The organism is Burkholderia sp. BCC1047, assembly GCF_902833155.1.
Classification (GTDB): Bacteria; Pseudomonadota; Gammaproteobacteria; order Burkholderiales; family Burkholderiaceae; genus Burkholderia; species Burkholderia sola.
In genome coordinates, this window is sequence record NZ_CADFEH010000024.1 from 100,496 (window position 1) to 118,093 (window position 17,598).

Genomic DNA, 17,598 nt, shown 5'->3' on the forward strand with positions numbered 1-17,598 from the left:
AGTGCGATGAACCGACTACCGGAACGCGCCGCATCCGACAGGCCTTCGACTCATGGCGAAGGCGCGGCGCCGTGCGCGCTCGACGATGCGGCGTTGACTGCGCTCGCCGCTCGCATCAGGGCGTGGGGGCGCGAATTGGGTTTCGGGGCGATCGGCATCAGCGACACCGATCTCTCGGATGCCGAAGCGGGCCTCGCCGCCTGGCTGGAAGCCGGATACCACGGCGAAATGGATTATATGGCCAAACATGGGATGAAACGCGCGCGGCCGGCCGAACTTGTGGCCGGTACGCGACGCGTGATTTCCGTGCGGCTCGCCTATGTGCCGGCCGAAACGCTCGCGGCCGACACGCCCGACGACGAGCCCGGCGCGCTCGCGCCGCACGACTGGCGCGCGCGCGAACGGGCGCGGCTCGACGATCCGCAGGCGGCCGTCGTGTCGATCTATGCGCGCGGCCGCGACTATCACAAGGTGCTGCGCCACCGGTTGCAGACGCTCGCGGAGCGCATCGAGCACGAGATCGGCGGGTTCGGCTACCGCGTGTTCACCGATTCGGCGCCCGTGCTCGAAGTCGAGCTCGCGCAGAAGGCCGGGGTCGGCTGGCGCGGCAAGCACACGCTGCTGCTGCAGCGCGATGCCGGCTCGCTGTTTTTTCTCGGCGAGATCTACGTCGACCTGCCGCTGCCGACCGACGCGCACACGTCGCCCGGCACCGCGCCCGAGGCGCCCGGCGCGCACTGCGGCAGCTGCACGCGCTGCATCGACGCGTGCCCGACCGGCGCGATCGTCGAGCCGTACCGCGTCGACGCGCGCCGCTGCATCTCGTATCTGACGATCGAACTGAAAGGCAGCATCCCGGAACCGCTGCGGCCGATGATCGGCAATCGCGTGTACGGCTGCGACGACTGCCAGCTCGTGTGCCCGTGGAACAAGTTCGCGCAGGCCGCGCCCGTCGCCGACTTCGACGTGCGGCACGGCCTCGACCGCGCGACGCTCGTCGAGCTGTTCGCGTGGGACGCGGAGGCATTCGACACGCGGATGCAGGGCAGCGCGATCCGGCGCATCGGCTACGAAAGCTGGCTGCGCAATCTCGCGGTCGGGCTCGGCAACGCGTTGCGCGCCGGCGCGGACCGGCTCGCGCCGCCCGCGCGCGACGCGATCGTCGCCGCGCTGCGCGCGCGGGCCGACGATCCGTCGCCGATCGTGCGCGAGCATGTCGAATGGGCGCTGCGAGCCGCGTGAAGGCGGCGTAAAGTGTCGTCGGCGCGTGGGCAGGGCCGCGCGCATCCCGGTCAGGAGAAGTCCATGTTCAACGCAGTCATCGACGCGCCGTTCGGCAAGGTCGGCATCCGCACGGATGCCGCGGTGGTGCGCGAGATCGTCTATCTGCCCGAATCGATGAAGTCGGTCGATCCGGACTCGGCGCTCGCGAAGCGCGCGGTCGAGCAGATCGAACGTTATTTCGAGCGCGCATCGGCGCGCTTCGACCTGCCGCTCGCCGACGTCGGCAGTGCGTTCCAGCACCGCGTGTGGGACGTGATCAGCGACATCCCGCCCGGTACCGTGCTGACCTACGGCCAGGTCGCGAAGCGGATCGGCAGCGCGCCGCGCGCGGTCGGCCAGGCGTGCGGCGCGAACTACTTCCCGCTCGTGATTCCGTGCCATCGCGTCGTCGCGGCGGGCGGCCTCGGCGGATTCGCGAACCACGACGACAACGGCTATTACCAGAAAGTGAAGCGCTGGCTGCTGGCGCACGAGGGCGTGTCGTACCAATGAGCGAACCGATGATTTCCCCCCGCGCCGACAACGACAGCGAGATCGACGCCGTCGCGGCATCGCCCGCGCTGCTCGCGAGCCGCGCGTCGATCGACGTGTTCTGCGATGCGCTGTGGCTCGAGCACGGGCTCGCGCGCAACACGCTCGATGCGTACCGCCGCGACCTGGCGCTGTTTTCCCACTGGCTGGCCGCGACGCACGACGCGCCGCTCGACTCGGCCGACGAGGCGATGGTGACCGGCTACATCGCCGCGCGCAGCGACGGCAAGGCGACGTCGTCGAACCGGCGGCTGTCCGTGTTCCGCCGCTATTACGGCTGGGCCGTGCGCGAGCATCGCGCGAGCGCCGACCCGACGCTGCGGATCACGTCCGCGAAACAGGCGGCCCGATTCCCGTCGACGCTGTCCGAGGCGCAGGTCGAGGCGCTGCTCGGCGCGCCCGACATCGGCACGCCGCTCGGCCTGCGCGATCGCACGATGCTCGAGCTGATGTACGCGAGCGGGCTGCGCGTGAGCGAACTCGTGACGCTGAAGACGGTCGAGGTCGGCCTCAACGAAGGCGTCGTGCGCGTGATGGGCAAGGGCTCGAAGGAGCGGCTCGTGCCGTTCGGCGAAGTCGCGCACGGGTGGATCGAACGCTACCTGCGCGATGCGCGGCCGGCGCTGCTCGGCGCACGCGCGGCCGATGCGCTGTTCGTGACCGCGCGCGGCGACGGGATGACGCGCCAGCAGTTCTGGAACATCATCAAGCGTCACGCGCAGCAGGCCGACGTGCGCGCGCACCTGTCGCCGCACACGCTGCGGCACGCGTTCGCGACGCACCTGCTGAACCACGGCGCCGACCTGCGCGTCGTGCAGCTGCTGCTCGGCCACAGCGACATCTCGACCACGCAGATCTATACGCACGTCGCGCGCGAGCGGCTCAGGACGCTGCACGCGCAGCATCATCCGCGCGGCTGACACGCGACGCGCGTGCATTCGCGCGGCGCGGACTGCAATGCGGACTCGCGCAGCGCGCCGGCGGCCGCGTCAGACCAGCTCGCGCAGCCGGTGCTTGAGCACCTTGCCGGTCGACGCGGCCGGCAGCGCATCGAGCACGCGAATGTGCGCAGGGCGCTTGTAAGCGGTGAGCCGATCCGCGCACCACGCGTGCAATGCCGCCTCGTCCGCCGCCGCGCCGGGCACCCGCTCGACGAACGCGAGCACTTCCTCGTTGCCGTCGATCGCGCGGCCGATCACGGCCGCCTGCACGACGTCCGGATGCGCATTCAGCACCTGTTCGACCTCGACCGGATACACGTTGAAGCCCGAGCGGATGATCAGCTCCTTGCTGCGGCCCACGATCGTCACCGCGCCGTCCGCGTCCTGCCGCGCGAGGTCGCCGGTGCTCAGCCAGCCGTCCGGCGACACGGCCGCGCGCGTCGCGTCCGCGTCGCGGTAGTAGCCGAGCATCACGTTCGGCCCGCGCACGCGGATCTCGCCGACTTCGCCCGGCGGCACGTCGGTGCCGTCCGGCGCGACGATCCGCATGTCGACGCCCGGAATCGGCACGCCGACCGAACTGTCCGCGCGCGGCGCGTCGAGCGGCGTCTGCGTGATCGTCGGGCTGCTTTCGGTCATACCGTAGCCGTTGTGCAGCGGCACGCCGTACAGGCGCTCGACGCGGGCCTTCAGGTTCGCATCGAGCGGCGAGCCGCCCGAATACGCGAAGCGCAGCCGCGGCGCGCGCCAGGCGTGGCCGTGCGTGTGCAGGTGTTCGAGCAGCTTCGCGTGCATCGCGGGCACGCCCTGGAAGATCGTCACGCCTTCGTCGGCGAGCGCGACACGCACGGCTTCCGGCGAAAAGCGCGGCGCGAGCCGCAGCGTCGCGCCTGCGTACAGGCTGCCGACGCACACCGACGCGAGCCCGTACACGTGCGACACGGGCAGCACCGTGTAGACGACGTCGTCCGGCGACACGCGGCGCAGCGTGCTCGATATCGCCGCGATGAACAGCAGGTTGCGGTGCGACAGCATCACGCCTTTCGGCGCGCCGGTCGTGCCGGTCGTGTAGATCAGCGCCGCGCATTGCCCGGCGCCGTCGGCGGCCACCGGTTCGGCGGGCGCGCCCGCATCGACGCGATACGACCACGCGCCGATGTCGACCGGCAGCACGCCGGCGGGCGTCGCGCCGAGCCGCTCGGCGTGGGCGCGTGCGTCGGCCGATGCGTCGGTCGTGAACGCGATCAGCTTCGGACGCGCGTGCACGGCGATCGCGTCGAGCTCGGCGGCCGACAGCCGCGCGTTCGACACGAGCGCCCAGGCGTCGAGGCGCGCGGCCGCGAACAGCAGCACGATCTGCGCGACGCAGTTCTCCGCGACGATCATCACGCGGTCGCCGCCTTGCACGCCGAGGCCCGCCAGTCGTGCGGCCGCCGCGTCGACGGCCTGCGCCAGCTCGCCGTACGACAGCCGGCGCGCATCCTCGATCAGCGCCGGATGCGCGGGCGACTGCGCGGCCCGGTGCGCGGGCACGTCGGCGATGCGGCGCGGCAGCGCGGCGAGCAGCGCATCGACGTCGAGCGATTCGGATGAACGGATGGGCGAGGACATGGCGTCTCCAGATGAGGGGCCGGCGGCGCCGACGATATTTGCGAACGATCGTGCCATGAGGGCGCGCGCGCCACAATCAGCCAAACGGGCAATAGCGCTTCGCGATGTTCGCAACGATGATGGGCACACTTGCGACGGCGATGCGGCGGGCCGGCGGAAAACGGGCCGCGAGTATACCGTCGGCGCGGGTACGCCATTGCGCGCCCGCCGATCGTTCGCCATTAAAATGCCGCCATGAGCAAATCCAGACACGTGTCCGAAACCCCCGCGACCCAGTTGCTGCGCCGCCATGGCGTCGCGTTCGGCGAGCATCCGTACGAATACGTCGAGCACGGCGGCACCGGCGAATCGGCGCGCCAGCTCGGCGTCGACGAGCACAGCGTCGTGAAGACGCTCGTGATGGAAGACGAGCACGCGAAGCCGCTGATCGTGCTGATGCACGGCGACCGCACCGTGTCGACGAAGAATCTCGCGCGGCAGATCGGCGCGAAGCGCGTCGAGCCGTGCAAGCCCGACGTCGCGAACCGCCATTCGGGCTATCTCGTCGGCGGCACGTCGCCGTTCGGCACGCGCAAGACGATGCCCGTCTACGTCGAGGCGACGATCCTCGAATTGCCGGCGATCTACCTGAACGGCGGCCGGCGCGGCTACCTCGTCAGCCTCGCGCCGGCGGTGCTCACGTCGCTGCTCGGCGCGCAGCCGGTGCAGTGCGCGAGCGTCGACTGAGGGTTTCACCTTCGTGGCACCCCGCGCCCGTTCGGTAGAATGGGCGCCGTTTCGGCCTGTCGGCTTGCCGCACGGCCGTCCCTTTCCCGATACGTTGAAAGAAGAGTCCTCCGCATGCAGATCCTGCTCGCCGCCCTCGTTGCCTACCTGATCGGTTCGGTGTCGTTCGCCGTCGTCGTCAGTTCCGTGATGGGGCTGGCCGACCCGCGTTCGTACGGATCGAAGAATCCCGGCGCGACCAACGTGCTGCGCAGCGGCAACAAGAAGGCCGCGATCCTGACGCTCGTCGGCGACGCGTTCAAGGGCTGGATCGCCGTCTGGCTCGCGCGGCACTTCGGCCTGCCCGACGTCGCGATCGCGTGGGTCGCGATCGCCGTGTTCCTCGGCCATCTGTACCCGGTGTTCTTCCGCTTCCAGGGCGGCAAGGGCGTCGCGACCGCGGCCGGCGTGCTGCTCGCCGTGCACCCGGTGCTCGGGCTCGCGACCGCGCTGACCTGGCTGATCGTCGCGTTCTTTTTCCGCTATTCGTCGCTCGCGGCGCTGGTGGCGGCCGTGTTCGCGCCGGTATTCGACGTGTTCCTGTTCGGCATGCCGGGCCACAACCCGGTCGCGTGGGCCGTGCTGGCGATGAGCGTGCTGCTCGTGTGGCGTCACCGCGGCAACATTTCGAAGCTGCTCGCGGGGCAGGAGAGCCGGATCGGCGACAAGAAGAAGGCGGCCGCGGACGGCGGCGCGCAGGACGGCGGGAAAGCCTGAGCACGCGCGGCGCTGGCCGCGCGCCGGGCGCGCCGCGTAGCGGGGCCCGGCCGGATGACGCGACGGATCGGCGGCCGGTCAGTCGCGGAAGTTGTTGAAGTCCAGCGGCGTGTCGGTCACGTCCTTGCGCAGCATCGCGATCGTGCTCTGCAGGTCGTCGCGCTTTGTGCCCGAGATGCGCACCGCGTCGCCCTGGATGCTTGCCTGCACCTTGATCTTGCTGTCCTTCACGAGGCGCACGATCTTCTTCGCCAGGTCGCCCGTTACGCCTTTCTTCACGGTGACGATCTGCTTGACCTTGTCGCCGCCGATCTTCTCGACCTTGCCGTAGTCGAGGAAGCGCACGTCGACGTTGCGCTTGGCCAGCTTGCCGATCAGCACGTCCTTGACCTGGCCGAGCTTGAAATCGTCGTCGGCGAACAGCGTCAGCTCGCGTTCCTTCTGCTCGACGCGCGCGTCGGAGCCCTTGAAGTCGAAGCGCGTCGAAATTTCCTTGTTCGACTGCTCGATGGCGTTCTTCACTTCGATCATGTTCGCTTCGGAAACGACGTCGAACGATGGCATGGCATTCTCCCTTGAGGTGCGGGACCCGGCTCGCGCGCGGGCACTCGCTATAATTGCGGACTGTTTGCCATTTTACCGATGCCCCTCCGTTTGCCCAAGGCCGGCCATGCGCCGCCCGGGTCGACGTGACCGCGAATGCCGATGCCTCCTGACGATTGCTCCCTGTCGCTGCTTCCCGACCATCCGCTCGCCGCGCACAACACGTTCGGCATCGCCGCGCGCGCGCGCTTCGCCGCGCGCATCACGCAGGCCGCGCAGTTCGAGGCGCTGTATCGCGACCCGCGGGTCGCGAGCCTGCCGCAGCTCGTGCTCGGCGGCGGCAGCAATATCGTGTTCACGCGCGATTTCGACGGCATCGTGCTGCTCGACGAGATCGCGGGCCGCCGCGTCGTGCGCGAGGACGACGACGCGTGGTATGTCGAGGCCGGCGGCGGCGAGAACTGGCACGCGTTCGTCGCATGGACGCTCGAGCACGGGATGCCGGGCCTCGAGAATCTCGCGCTGATCCCGGGCACCGTCGGCGCCGCGCCGATCCAGAACATCGGCGCGTACGGCCTCGAGATGAAAGCGTATTTCGATTCGCTGGTCGCGGTCGAGCTGGCGACGGGGCGCAGCGAGCGCTTCGACGCCGCGCGCTGCGCGTTCGGCTATCGCGACAGCTTCTTCAAGCGGGAAGGGCGCGGCCGGTTCGCGATCGTCGCGGTGACGTTCCGGCTGCCGAAGCAATGGACGCCGCGGCTCGGCTACGCGGACGTCACGCGCGAGCTCGACGCGCGCGGCATCGCGTCCGATGCGGCGACGCCGCGCGACGTGTTCGAGGCGGTCGTCGCGATCCGCCGCGCGAAGCTGCCCGATCCGCTCGTGCTCGGCAATGCGGGCAGTTTCTTCAAGAATCCGGTGATCGACGCCGCGCAGTTCGACGCGCTGCGCGCCCGCGCGCCGGAAGTCGTGTCGTATCCGCAGCCGGACGGGCAGGTGAAGCTCGCGGCCGGCTGGCTGATCGACCGCTGCGGCTGGAAGGGGCGCGCACTCGGGGCGGCGGCCGTGCACGACCGCCAGGCGCTCGTGCTCGTCAATCGCGGCGGCGCGACCGGCGCCGACGTGCTGGCGCTGGCGCGGGCGATCCAGGCCGACGTGCGCGCGCAGTTCGGCGTCGAGCTGGAGGCCGAACCGGTCTGCCTGTAACGGCGCGCGCCGGTTTTCGCGCATCCAAACGAAAAGCGCCGATCAGTCGACCGGCGCTTTTTTACGCGTGTGCGTTGCCGCGCGTCAGTGCTTGAGGCGGCCGAGCAGCAGGAACTCCATCAGCGCCTTCTGCACGTGCAGGCGGTTTTCCGCTTCGTCCCACACGACGCTCTGCGGGCCGTCGATCACGCCGGCCGTCACTTCCTCGCCGCGGTGCGCGGGCAGGCAGTGCATGAAGAGCGCATCCGGATTCGCGTGGCCCATCATTTCCTCGTCGACGCACCAGTCGGCGAATGCCTGCTTGCGCGCCTCGTTCTCGGCCTCGAAACCCATGCTCGTCCACACGTCGGTGGTGACGAGATCGGCGCCCTTGCACGCTTCGTTCGGATCGTCGAACACCTCGTAGAACGGCGCGCTGTCGGGCGACACGAGCTTCATGTCGAGCGCATAACCGGGCGGGGTGGACAGGCGCAGCTTGAAGCCGAGGATCTGCGCGGCCTCGATCCACGTGTACAGCATGTTGTTCGCGTCGCCGACCCACGCGACGGTCTTGCCGGCGATCGGCCCGCGGTGCTCGTAGTACGTGAAGATGTCCGCGAGCACCTGGCACGGGTGGTAGTCGTTCGTCAGCCCGTTGATCACCGGCACGCGGGAATTCTGCGCGAAGCGCGTGATCACCTCCTGTTCGAACGTGCGGATCATGATGATGTCGACCATTCGCGAGATGACCTGCGCGGAATCCTCGACGGGCTCGCCGCGGCCGAGCTGCGTGTCGCGCGTGCTCATGAAGACGGCGTGGCCGCCGAGCTGGAAGATCCCGGCCTCGAACGACAGGCGCGTGCGCGTCGAGCTCTTCTCGAAGATCATCGCGAGCGTGCGGTCGTGCAGCGGGTGATAGGTCTCGTAGTTCTTGAACTTGCGCTTCAGGATACCCGTGCGTTCGAGCACGTACTCGTAGTCTTCCAGCGAGAAATCCTTGAACTGCAGGTAGTGACGAATGGTTTTGGCGGTCATGAAACGAAATACGGCGGGTCTCACCCGGCAGCGAGGCCGGACGGCGCCGCCGTCGGGTGTGGATAACTCAAAGCAGCATAAAGGATTTTCTGTGCTTTGACGAGCCGTGAAAAAGCCGTGGAAAGACGCGGGGCAGGATCGCCGCGCGCGACCGGCCGTGCGGGAAGAGGGGTGTCGGGACGACGCGCGATGGCGCGCTGCGGTATAATTCGAAAGTTTTCTCCAGCCCGGCAGGCAAGGCTTTTCGCGCTCTGCCGGACACAAGCCGTGCGCTGCACACATCCGGTGCAGTCCACCGGCGGCGCGCATCGACGCTCCGTTTTCGGGATATCGATCGGCGCGTGCGGCCGACCCTCCAGCTTTGTGTTCGCGTATCCAGGCGCCGTTGCCTGGACATCGCCGGGCCGTCACTTGGGTAACCACATGGCTGAAACCCCTCCGACCGAATTTTTCATCCAGGGCATCACGAAAGACGGGAAAAAGTTTCGCCCGAGCGACTGGTCGGAACGTCTGGCCGGTGTGATGGCCTGCTTCGGGCCGGGGGCGAGCGGGCCGAACGCGCGTCTCAAGTATTCGCTGTACGTGCGCCCGACGATGCTCGGCGACCTCAAATGCGTGATCCTCGATTCGCGGTTGCGCGACATCGAGCCGATGGCGTTCGATTTCGTGCTGAATTTCGCGAAGGACAACAACCTCGTCGTGACCGAGGCGTGCGAACTGCCGGACTACAACACGAAGAAGTGACTGATGCCGACGGGCGAGGGTGCGTGTCGCGCCCGCCCCCAAGGCAAGCACTGCCGCCGCGCACGATGCGCCGGCGGCAGGCAACGAAAAAGCCCGCCTAGGCGGGCTTTTTCGTGATCGCAGGAAACAGGAACGCCCGCGTGAGCGGGCGCACCGGAGTTACGCTGCTGCCTGCAGGCCCTTGACGGCTGCGGCCAGGCGGCTCTTGCTGCGAGCGGCCTTGTTCTTGTGAACGATCTTCTTGTCGGCGATCGTGTCGATCGTCTTCACGGCAGCCTTGAACAGCTCGGCAGCCTTTGCCTGGTCGCCGGCTTCAACAGCCTTGCGAACCGACTTGATCGCGGTACGGAATTTCGAGCGCAGCGCCGAGTTGTGCGAGTTTGCCTTCGCGGCCTGGCGGGCGCGCTTGCGTGCTTGTGCGGAGTTAGCCATGACGGTTCCTTATCCTGTCCTGTTTCCAGAGCTTGGAGCCTGACGGCCAAGCGCTGCTTTTCGATCCGTCCCCTGAGAACGATTGCCCAGGGGCGCATAAAAAAACGGTGATTTTAACCGAGGCCGGGACATGAAAACGGCAGTTGCCGTGCATGTACGAGCCCAGAAACCGGCGATTATAGCAACAAAATCAAGCGAGTGGCAAGTTCGACGTAACGTCCGCCAACTGGAGCGCCGGCGGCGGCCGCGCTTTTCGGCATCGGCCGGTGGCCGGGTCGCGCAACGTCCGTATAATAAGCGCCCCATGAATCTATTCCGAGCCCTGCTGACGGTCAGCGGCTTCACGCTGCTGTCGCGCGTGACCGGACTGGCCCGCGAGACGCTGATCGCCCGTGCGTTCGGCGCCAGTCAATACACCGACGCGTTCTACGTCGCCTTCCGTATCCCGAACCTGCTGCGCCGCCTGTCCGCCGAAGGCGCGTTCTCGCAGGCGTTCGTGCCGATCCTCGCCGAGTTCAAGAACCAGCAGGGGCACGATGCGACGAAGGCGCTCGTCGACGCGATGTCCACCGTGCTCGCGTGGGCGCTGGCCGTGCTGTCGGTCGTCGGCATCGCCGGCGCGTCGTGGGTCGTGTTCGCGGTCGCGTCCGGCCTGCACGCCGACGGCCAGGCGTTCCCGCTCGCGGTCACGATGACGCGGATCATGTTCCCGTACATCGTGTTCATTTCGCTGACCACGCTCGCGTCGGGCGTGCTGAACACGTACAAGAGCTTCTCGCTGCCCGCGTTCGCGCCGGTGCTGCTCAACGTCGCGTTCATCGCCGCGGCCGTGTTCGTCGCGCCGCACCTGAAGGTGCCGGTCTACGCGCTTGCATGGGCGGTCATCGTCGGCGGCGTGCTGCAGTTTCTCGTGCAGTTGCCGGGCCTGAAGAAGATCGACATGGTGCCGCTGATCGGCATCAACCCGCTGCGCGCGCTGCGTCATCCGGGCGTGAAGCGCGTACTCGCGAAGATGGTGCCGGCGACGTTCGCGGTGTCCGTCGCGCAACTGTCGCTGATCATCAACACCAACATCGCATCGCGGCTCGGGCAGGGCGCCGTGTCGTGGATCAATTACGCCGACCGCCTGATGGAATTCCCGACCGCGCTGCTCGGCGTCGCGCTCGGCACGATCCTGCTGCCGAGCCTGTCGAAGGCGCACGTCGACGCCGACTCGCACGAATATTCGGCGCTGCTCGACTGGGGGCTGCGCGTCACGTTCCTGCTCGCGGCGCCGAGCGCGCTCGCGCTGTTCTTCTTCGCGACGCCGCTCACCGCGACGCTGTTCAACTACGGCAAGTTCGACGCGCATACCGTCACGATGGTCGCGCGCGCGCTCGCGACCTACGGGATCGGCCTCGTCGGCATCATCCTGATCAAGATCCTCGCGCCGGGCTTCTATGCGAAGCAGGACATCAAGACGCCGGTGAAGATCGCGGTCGGCGTGCTGATCGTCACGCAGCTGTCGAACTACGTGTTCGTGCCGCTGATCGGCCACGCGGGCCTCACGCTGAGCATCGGCGTCGGCGCATGCCTGAATTCGCTGCTGCTGTTCCTTGGGCTGCGCAAGCGCGGCATCTACCAGCCGTCGCCGGGCTGGCTGCGCTTTTTCGTGCAGCTCGTCGGCGCGGCGCTCGTGCTCGCGGGCCTGATGCACTGGTGCGCGATCAGTTTCGACTGGACCGGCATGCGCGCGCAGCCGCTCGATCGCATTGCGCTGATGGCCGCGTGCCTCGTGCTGTTTGCTGCACTATATTTCGGTATGTTGTGGGTGATGGGCTTCAAATACGCTTACTTCAGAAGGCGCGCCAAGTGACGACCGCAATGACCCGCGTCCTCGACTACTTCAGCACGCTCGTGGCGGACGACGACAGTCTGCCCGTCACGGAAGCCGCGCTGTCGCTGGCGCAGGACGCGTATCCCGACCTCGACCTGCAGGGCACGCTGGCCGAACTCGACATGCTGGCGGCGCGGCTGCGCCGGCGGCTCGCCGACGATACGGACCTGAAGGGCCGCGTCGCCGCGCTGAACGACTTCTTCTTCCGCGAGCTCGGCTTCGCGTGCAATCACAACGATTACTACGACCCCGATAACAGCCACCTGAACGCCGTGCTGAAACGGCGTCGCGGGATCCCGATCTCGCTGTCGGTGCTGTACCTGGAGCTCGCCGAGCAGATCGGCGTGCCGGCGCGCGGCGTGTCGTTTCCCGGCCATTTCCTGCTGCGCGTGACGCTGCCGGACGGCGACCTGATCATCGACCCGACCAACGGCCATTCGCTGTCCGAAGCCGAGATGGTCGAGATGCTCGAGCCGTACGTCGCGCGCGCGGCCGGCGCCGTCGACAGCGCGTTGCGCGCGCTGCTGCAGCCCGCGACGAGCCGCGAGATCATCGCGCGGATGCTGCGCAACCTGAAGACGATCTATCTGCAGACGGAGCGCTGGCAGCGGCTGCTCGCGGTGCAGCAGCGGCTCGTGATCCTGTTGCCCGAGCAGCTCGACGAGGTGCGCGACCGCGGCTTCGCGTATGCGCGGCTCGACTACCTGCGCCCCGCGCTCGAGGATCTCGAGCAGTATCTCGGCGAGCGGCCGGAGGCGGAAGACGCGACCGTCGTCGAGTCGCAGGTCAGCGAACTGCGGCAGCGGATGCAGCGCGACGGCGAGGATTGAGCGCGCCGGCACGCCCTTGCCCGCCTACGGAAAGAACGCCCGCATCGCGGGCGTTTTTCTTGCACGCGTGCCGTTGCTACTTCGGCTGCATCCGGATCGCGCCGCCCACGCGAATCACGTCGCCGTCGAGCCTCGGACGCTTGCGGCGGCGACACGCGCACGCGCGTGCACGTCGCGGCAGGCGAAAAAAAAGCCGCCCGGAACGGGCGGCTTGCGGGTGCGCGACGCGCTGCTTACTTCAGTGCGTCAAACGCGCGCTCGCGGATTTCGTCGACGGTGCCGAGGCCCGAGATCTTGCGATACTGCGGCGCCTTCAAACCGTTTTCCTCGCCGCGCTGCGCCCAGTCGCCGTAGTACGTGATCAGCGGCTTGGTCTGCGCTTCGTACACTTCGAGACGCTTTTTGACAGTTTCTTCCTTGTCGTCGTCGCGCTGGATCAGCGGTTCGCCCGTCACGTCGTCGTGCCCTTCGACCTTCGGCGGGTTGAACTTGACGTGGTACGTGCGGCCCGATGCCGGGTGCGTGCGGCGGCCGCTCATGCGCTCGATGATTTCCGAGAACGGGACGTCGATCTCCAGCACGTAGTCGATCGCGACGCCGGCGTCCTTCATCGCGTCAGCCTGCGCGATCGTGCGCGGGAAGCCGTCGAACAGATACCCGTTCGCGCAGTCGGATTCCTTCAGCCGTTCCTTGACGAGGCCGATGATCAGCGCGTCCGGCACGAGCTTGCCGGCATCCATGTAGCCCTTCGCCTCGACGCCGAGCGGCGTGCCGGCCTTGACGGCCGCACGCAGCATGTCGCCGGTCGAGATTTGCGGAATCCCGAATTTTTCCTTGATGAAGTTTGCCTGGGTGCCCTTTCCCGCGCCGGGCGCGCCCAACAGGATCAAACGCATGGTGATATCTCCAAGTATGTAGATTCGTGTGGCGAGACTCAAAGGCGTCGGCGACGGCGGGCGCGGGGCTTGCCTGGCGCGTGGCGGACCGGTCTGATGCGGCGCGTCGGTTCGAGCGAAGCGCGGCGGCCGGCGGAGCCACGTGCGGGGTCAAGCGAGGACGCGCTGGTCGCGGACGGCTCGCACAATCGCCTGATTATGCCATGGGTTATTTTGAACCCGGCTGAAAAAGGGCCTGCACGCGCGCGAGATCGGCCGGCGTGTCGATGCCGGCTTCGGGCGCGGATTCGGTGATCAGCACTGCGATGCGCTCGCCGTGCCACAGCGCGCGCAGCTGTTCGAGCTGCTCGGCCTGTTCGATCGGCGCCTGCGCGAGCGACGGATAGGTGCGCAGGAAACGCGCGCGATACGCATAGAGGCCGATGTGCCGGTAGACCGGGAAAGCCGGTGCTGGCATGGCCGCGACGTCGGGCCAGCGCGGCTGGTACGCGTCGCGGCTCCACGGAATCGGCGCGCGCGAGAAGTACAGCGCGACGCTCTGCGCGTCGAGCGCGACCTTCACGACGTTCGGGTTGAACACGTCGGCCGCGTCGTGGATCGGATGGGCGGCGGTCGCGATCGCGCAGGCCGGATGCGCGGCCAGGTGCGACGCTACGTCGCGGACGAGCGCGGGGTCGATCAGCGGCTCGTCGCCCTGCACGTTGACGACGACGGTGTCGTCGCGCCAGCCGAAGGCCGCCGCGACTTCCGCGAGCCGGTCGGTGCCGGACGGATGATCGGCGCGGGTGAGCACCGCTTCGAAGCCGTGATCGCGCGCCGCGTCGAGCACGCTCTGCGCATCGGAGGCGACGAGCACCTGTTGCGCGCCCGCTTCGCGCGCGCGCTCGGCGACACGCACGACCATCGGCTTGCCGCCGAGATCGGCGAGCGGCTTGTTCGGGAGCCGCGTCGACGCGAGCCGGGCGGGAATGACGGCGATGAAGGGTTGCGGCTGAGTCATCGGGGAGCGCTGGGAAGGACGGGGCGGGCGACGCCGGAAGCCGGTCGCCCGGCGGAGTGCGGCGACCCGGCCGGGGCCGGGCCGCCAGTGTCGAATCGGTGCGCCGGACGAGCGGCGCGGCGGCTCAGCGGCCGGCCGGGTCGACCGGCGTGCCTTCGACGGTCTGGCGCGCTTCGTCGACGAGCATCACCGGGATGCCGTCGCGGATCGGGTACGCGAGCTTGTCCGCGTTGCAGATCAGCTCCTGCGCGGCACGGTCGTAGTGGAGCGGGCCTTTGCAGATAGGGCACACAATGATTTCAAGCAGGCGAGCGTCCACGGAGTTTCTCCACAACGAGGGCAATGAGGCGAGGGTCGAGCGCGGCTTCGACGGGGACTACCCACAGTCGGGCGTCGCGCCAGGAAGCGCCCAATTTTACTGCATCCTTCTCGGTGATCAGGATCGCATCGACGGCATCGTCGACGAACGGATTGTCGGCGAACGCGTAATGGTCGGGCAGCGCGCGGGTCGCCGGCGCGAGGCCGGCCGCGCGCAGCGTGGCGAAGAAGCGTTCCGGCGCGCCGATGCCGGCCGCGGCGAGCACGCGTTCGTTCGCGAATTGCGACAGCGGGCGGCGCAGCGCGGGCTGGTCGAGGTGCCATGCGGCGCCCGGCGTCAGCGCGAGCGCGTAGGTGTCGGGCCACGGCGGTAGCGCGCCGCTGTACGGATCGTTGACGAGCGTCGCGTCGCGATGCCGCGACAGCGGCTCGCGTAGCGGGCCGGCCGGCAGCAGGAAGCCGTTGCCGCCGAGCCGGTGGTCGAATACGACGAGCTCGACGGTGCGCGCGAGGCGGTAGTGCTGCAGGCCGTCGTCGCTGACGATCACATCGACGTCCGGATGCGCGGCGCGCAGCGCCTGCGCGGCCGCGACGCGGTCCGGGCACACCCACACGGGTGCCCCGGTGCGGCGCGCGATCAGCAGCGGTTCGTCGCCGGCCGCGCCCGCGCGCGACGCAGGCGTGACGGCCGTCGGCGCCTTCACGTTCGCGCCGTAGCCGCGCGACACGACGCCGGGCGTGAAGCCGGCCGCGCGCAGCGCGTCGACGAGCGCGATCACGGTCGGCGTCTTGCCGGTGCCGCCGACGGTCACGTTGCCGACCACGACGACCGGCACGCCGACGTCGACCGGCTGCTTCCAGCCTTGCGCGTAAGCGGTGCGCCGCAGCGCCGCGCCCAGGGCGAACACGCAGGCGAACGGCGTGAGCGCCCAGGCGAGCGCGCCGCGCCGCTGCCATTCGCGTGTCAGGCGCGCTTCGAGTCGCGCGAGCGGGCCGCCGGGCGCGCTCATCGGGCCGGGCGCGGCGCGTCGGGCGCCGCGGCGAGGGACGGATTCGTCAAGGCGGATTCTCCATTGGGCGGCGCATGCCGCGGGGTCCGTGGAAGGCGGCACTCTAGCGCGCCGCACGCCGGCGCGGCAAGCGCGACCGGCCGCCGCGGCGCGCGGGGCCGGATCGAGACGGCCTGTGGATAACTCTGTGAAAAACTCGCCGGTCGATCGTGTCAAACGCCCGCCCGGCGGGCATCGAATCGGATGAGAATCATTTCGAAAGGTTTAAAAGATTATAAAAATCAACGTGTTGCGAAGAATTGTCTGGTTTTTTTCGCGGTTTCCGCGCGTTTTACGCGGACGAATGCCAGAGTGTGGACACCTTCCGCGCACGGCGGCGAATGCGGCGGCGCTGGACGCCGCGCGCATGTCGGACTATCGTGACGCCGCCAGCATTCATCCGACCGCCCATGCTTTCCGATTCTCCTTTTTCCGCACCCGGCGCGACGCGCGGCGGCGACGAAGTGATTCCCGTTTCAGCGCTCAATCGTGCGATCTCGACGATGCTCGAGCGTTCGTTTCCGCTGCTGTGGATTGCCGGCGAAGTGTCGAATTTCACGCGCGCCGCGAGCGGCCACTGGTATTTCTCGATCAAGGACCAGCAGGCGCAGATGCGCTGCGTGATGTTCCGCGGCCGCGCGCAATACGCGGAATTCACGCCGCGCGAAGGCGACCGCATCGAGGTGCGCGCGGTCGTCACGATGTACGAGCCGCGCGGCGAGGTGCAGCTCAACGTCGAAGCCGTGCGGCGCACCGGGCAGGGGCGCTTGTACGAAGCGTTCCTGCGGCTGAAGGCGCAGCTCGAAGACGAGGGCCTGTTCGCGCCCGAGCGCAAGCGGCCGTTGCCGGCCCATCCGCGCGCGATCGGCATCGTCACGTCGCTGCAGGCCGCCGCATTGCGCGACGTGCTGACCACGCTCGCCCGGCGCGCGCCGCATATTCCTGTGATCGTCTATCCGGCGCCCGTGCAGGGCGCCGGTTCCGCCGAAAAGCTCGTCGCGGCGGTTGCGACCGCGAACGCGCGGCGCGAGGTCGACGTGCTGCTGGTGTGTCGCGGCGGCGGCTCGATCGAGGATCTGTGGTCGTTCAACGACGAAGCGCTGGCGCGCGCGATCGCGGCGAGCGAGCTGCCGGTCGTCAGCGGCGTCGGGCACGAAACCGATTTCACGATCGCGGACTTCGCGGCCGACCTGCGCGCGCCGACGCCGACCGGTGCGGCCGAACTCGCGAGCCCGCAGCGCGCGCTGCTGCTGCGCGAGGTCGACGAGCGCCAGCGCGCGCTCGCGCGCGGCATGGCGCGCCGGCTCGAACAGCGCGCGCAGCAGCTCGACTGGCTTGCGCGGCGGCTCGTGAGCCCGGCCGAGCGGCTGCAGCGGCAGCGTACGCACGTCGAGCAGCTCGCGGTGCGGCTCGCGTCCGCGGCATCGCGGCCGGTGCGCGATGCACGTGCGCGTTTCGCGCTCGCGCAACTGCGCTGGCAGCGCGCGCGGCCCGATCCGTCCCAGGCGCGCCACGCGCTCGCCGCGCTGTCGCAACGTCTCGCGAGCGCGGTGCAGCGCCGTCACGAACGCGACTCCGCGCGTGTGTCGGCCTGTGCGGCACGGCTCGAGGTGCTGAGCCCGCAGCGCACGCTCGAGCGCGGCTATGCGGCGCTGATCGATGCGCAGACGGGCCGCGCGGTGCGCGCGCCGAACGCGCTGAAGCCGCAGCGGCGCCTGACCGTGCATCTCGCCGAAGGCTCGGCCGACGTGTCGCTCGCCGACGTGCAGCCACGGCTGACGGATACGATCTGACCCAAGCGGCGCGAGCGAAACGCGAGACGCGTCGCCACGCGTGCGGCG

The 17,598-nt window shown here is 68.8% G+C and carries 18 protein-coding genes; 10 read left to right on the plus strand and 8 right to left on the minus strand.

The features are described 5' to 3' along the window. Window positions 1-6: 6 nt before the first annotated feature. From queG to xerD, 3 genes are all read left to right on the plus strand, one after another. On the plus strand, window positions 7-1,242 hold the full coding sequence (gene queG / locus HWX55_RS23570) for a tRNA epoxyqueuosine(34) reductase QueG (protein WP_175977471.1): 1,236 nt from the start codon (window positions 7-9) through the stop codon (window positions 1,240-1,242). A 63-nt stretch (window positions 1,243-1,305) separates the two neighbouring features. Then, window positions 1,306-1,776 carry a methylated-DNA--[protein]-cysteine S-methyltransferase gene (locus tag HWX55_RS23575; RefSeq protein ID WP_175977472.1) on the plus strand — a complete coding sequence of 157 codons (471 nt, stop codon included), beginning with the start codon at window positions 1,306-1,308 and terminating at the stop codon, window positions 1,774-1,776. After that, window positions 1,773-2,735, plus strand: coding sequence for a site-specific tyrosine recombinase XerD (gene xerD, locus HWX55_RS23580; protein ID WP_175977473.1), 963 nt, complete (start codon window positions 1,773-1,775; stop codon window positions 2,733-2,735). The genes HWX55_RS23575 and xerD overlap by 4 nt, the downstream gene beginning before the upstream one ends. 69 nt (window positions 2,736-2,804) lie before the next feature. Here the strand turns inward: xerD and HWX55_RS23585 are convergent, their stop codons facing one another. After that, window positions 2,805-4,367: an AMP-binding protein gene (locus tag HWX55_RS23585; RefSeq protein ID WP_175977474.1), complete on the minus strand. Its 1,563-nt coding sequence runs from the start codon at window positions 4,365-4,367 to the stop codon at window positions 2,805-2,807. A gap of 234 nt (window positions 4,368-4,601) precedes the next feature. Between HWX55_RS23585 and ybaK the strand changes: the two genes are divergently transcribed. After that, window positions 4,602-5,093, plus strand: coding sequence for a Cys-tRNA(Pro) deacylase (ybaK, locus tag HWX55_RS23590; protein WP_175977475.1), 492 nt, complete (start codon window positions 4,602-4,604; stop codon window positions 5,091-5,093). A gap of 114 nt (window positions 5,094-5,207) precedes the next feature. Next, window positions 5,208-5,849, plus strand: coding sequence for a glycerol-3-phosphate 1-O-acyltransferase PlsY (gene plsY / locus HWX55_RS23595; protein ID WP_027808663.1), 642 nt, complete (start codon window positions 5,208-5,210; stop codon window positions 5,847-5,849). A 78-nt stretch (window positions 5,850-5,927) separates the two neighbouring features. On the opposite strand, the gene HWX55_RS23600 is transcribed toward plsY, so the two are convergent. Beyond that, complete coding sequence (locus HWX55_RS23600; RefSeq protein WP_006482217.1) at window positions 5,928-6,413, minus strand: YajQ family cyclic di-GMP-binding protein; 486 nt, start codon at window positions 6,411-6,413, stop codon at window positions 5,928-5,930. Between the two features lie 135 nt (window positions 6,414-6,548). On the opposite strand from HWX55_RS23600, the gene murB reads away from it, so the two are divergent. Continuing rightward, window positions 6,549-7,598 (plus strand): UDP-N-acetylmuramate dehydrogenase, encoded by a 1,050-nt coding sequence (murB, locus tag HWX55_RS23605; protein WP_175977476.1) that lies wholly within the window; start codon window positions 6,549-6,551, stop codon window positions 7,596-7,598. An 84-nt stretch (window positions 7,599-7,682) separates the two neighbouring features. Here murB and argF read toward each other — a convergent pair whose 3' ends face one another. Next, on the minus strand, window positions 7,683-8,612 hold the full coding sequence (gene argF / locus HWX55_RS23610) for an ornithine carbamoyltransferase (RefSeq protein ID WP_175977477.1): 930 nt from the start codon (window positions 8,610-8,612) through the stop codon (window positions 7,683-7,685). Between the two features lie 423 nt (window positions 8,613-9,035). On the opposite strand from argF, the gene HWX55_RS23615 reads away from it, so the two are divergent. Then, on the plus strand, window positions 9,036-9,356 hold the full coding sequence (locus HWX55_RS23615; protein WP_011546046.1) for a DUF3579 domain-containing protein: 321 nt from the start codon (window positions 9,036-9,038) through the stop codon (window positions 9,354-9,356). Window positions 9,357-9,515: 159 nt separating this feature from the next. Here the strand turns inward: HWX55_RS23615 and rpsT are convergent, their stop codons facing one another. After that, window positions 9,516-9,788 carry a 30S ribosomal protein S20 gene (rpsT, locus tag HWX55_RS23620; RefSeq protein ID WP_006482211.1) on the minus strand — a complete coding sequence of 91 codons (273 nt, stop codon included), beginning with the start codon at window positions 9,786-9,788 and terminating at the stop codon, window positions 9,516-9,518. A gap of 304 nt (window positions 9,789-10,092) precedes the next feature. Here rpsT and murJ point away from each other — a divergent pair, with 304 nt between their 5' ends. Together murJ and HWX55_RS23630 are read left to right on the plus strand one after the other, a co-directional pair. Continuing rightward, window positions 10,093-11,643: a murein biosynthesis integral membrane protein MurJ gene (gene murJ, locus HWX55_RS23625; RefSeq protein ID WP_175977478.1), complete on the plus strand. Its 1,551-nt coding sequence runs from the start codon at window positions 10,093-10,095 to the stop codon at window positions 11,641-11,643. A gap of 8 nt (window positions 11,644-11,651) precedes the next feature. Continuing rightward, window positions 11,652-12,494: a SirB1 family protein gene (locus tag HWX55_RS23630; protein WP_011546044.1), complete on the plus strand. Its 843-nt coding sequence runs from the start codon at window positions 11,652-11,654 to the stop codon at window positions 12,492-12,494. A 233-nt stretch (window positions 12,495-12,727) separates the two neighbouring features. Here the strand turns inward: HWX55_RS23630 and adk are convergent, their stop codons facing one another. The 4 genes from adk to lpxK all read right to left on the minus strand — a co-directional run bounded on the left by adk (window position 12,728) and on the right by lpxK (window position 15,718). Continuing rightward, the gene (adk, locus tag HWX55_RS23635; RefSeq protein ID WP_050017061.1) at window positions 12,728-13,390 is read right to left on the minus strand and encodes an adenylate kinase; all 663 of its coding nucleotides are present in this window, start codon (window positions 13,388-13,390) and stop codon (window positions 12,728-12,730) included. Between the two features lie 208 nt (window positions 13,391-13,598). Continuing rightward, entirely contained in the window at window positions 13,599-14,390 is a 792-nt protein-coding gene (gene kdsB / locus HWX55_RS23640; protein ID WP_175977479.1) for a 3-deoxy-manno-octulosonate cytidylyltransferase, read from the minus strand. A gap of 124 nt (window positions 14,391-14,514) precedes the next feature. Then, complete coding sequence (locus tag HWX55_RS23645; protein WP_006482216.1) at window positions 14,515-14,709, minus strand: Trm112 family protein; 195 nt, start codon at window positions 14,707-14,709, stop codon at window positions 14,515-14,517. Then, complete coding sequence (gene lpxK / locus HWX55_RS23650; RefSeq protein ID WP_175977480.1) at window positions 14,690-15,718, minus strand: tetraacyldisaccharide 4'-kinase; 1,029 nt, start codon at window positions 15,716-15,718, stop codon at window positions 14,690-14,692. Before lpxK ends, HWX55_RS23645 begins: the two co-directional genes overlap by 20 nt. Window positions 15,719-16,167: 449 nt before the next feature. Between lpxK and xseA the strand changes: the two genes are divergently transcribed. Then, a complete protein-coding gene (gene xseA, locus HWX55_RS23655; RefSeq protein ID WP_175977481.1) occupies window positions 16,168-17,550 on the plus strand; it encodes an exodeoxyribonuclease VII large subunit in 1,383 nt (460 codons plus the stop codon). Window positions 17,551-17,598: the final 48 nt, after the last annotated feature.

Excerpts from the sequence above, each read along its gene's own strand:
- queG (WP_175977471.1), top strand. The coding sequence starts at position 7 with ATGAACCGACTACCGGAACGCGCCGCATCCGACAGGCCTTCGACTCAT.
- HWX55_RS23575 (WP_175977472.1), top strand. The coding sequence starts at position 1,306 with ATGTTCAACGCAGTCATCGACGCGCCGTTCGGCAAGGTCGGCATCCGC.
- xerD (WP_175977473.1), top strand. The coding sequence starts at position 1,773 with ATGAGCGAACCGATGATTTCCCCCCGCGCCGACAACGACAGCGAGATC.
- HWX55_RS23585 (WP_175977474.1), bottom strand. The coding sequence starts at position 4,367 with ATGTCCTCGCCCATCCGTTCATCCGAATCGCTCGACGTCGATGCGCTG.
- ybaK (WP_175977475.1), top strand. The coding sequence starts at position 4,602 with ATGAGCAAATCCAGACACGTGTCCGAAACCCCCGCGACCCAGTTGCTG.
- plsY (WP_027808663.1), top strand. The coding sequence starts at position 5,208 with ATGCAGATCCTGCTCGCCGCCCTCGTTGCCTACCTGATCGGTTCGGTG.
- HWX55_RS23600 (WP_006482217.1), bottom strand. The coding sequence starts at position 6,413 with ATGCCATCGTTCGACGTCGTTTCCGAAGCGAACATGATCGAAGTGAAG.
- murB (WP_175977476.1), top strand. The coding sequence starts at position 6,549 with ATGCCGATGCCTCCTGACGATTGCTCCCTGTCGCTGCTTCCCGACCAT.
- argF (WP_175977477.1), bottom strand. The coding sequence starts at position 8,612 with ATGACCGCCAAAACCATTCGTCACTACCTGCAGTTCAAGGATTTCTCG.
- HWX55_RS23615 (WP_011546046.1), top strand. The coding sequence starts at position 9,036 with ATGGCTGAAACCCCTCCGACCGAATTTTTCATCCAGGGCATCACGAAA.
- rpsT (WP_006482211.1), bottom strand. The coding sequence starts at position 9,788 with ATGGCTAACTCCGCACAAGCACGCAAGCGCGCCCGCCAGGCCGCGAAG.
- murJ (WP_175977478.1), top strand. The coding sequence starts at position 10,093 with ATGAATCTATTCCGAGCCCTGCTGACGGTCAGCGGCTTCACGCTGCTG.
- HWX55_RS23630 (WP_011546044.1), top strand. The coding sequence starts at position 11,652 with ATGACCCGCGTCCTCGACTACTTCAGCACGCTCGTGGCGGACGACGAC.
- adk (WP_050017061.1), bottom strand. The coding sequence starts at position 13,390 with ATGCGTTTGATCCTGTTGGGCGCGCCCGGCGCGGGAAAGGGCACCCAG.
- kdsB (WP_175977479.1), bottom strand. The coding sequence starts at position 14,390 with ATGACTCAGCCGCAACCCTTCATCGCCGTCATTCCCGCCCGGCTCGCG.
- lpxK (WP_175977480.1), bottom strand. The coding sequence starts at position 15,718 with ATGAGCGCGCCCGGCGGCCCGCTCGCGCGACTCGAAGCGCGCCTGACA.
- xseA (WP_175977481.1), top strand. The coding sequence starts at position 16,168 with ATGCTTTCCGATTCTCCTTTTTCCGCACCCGGCGCGACGCGCGGCGGC.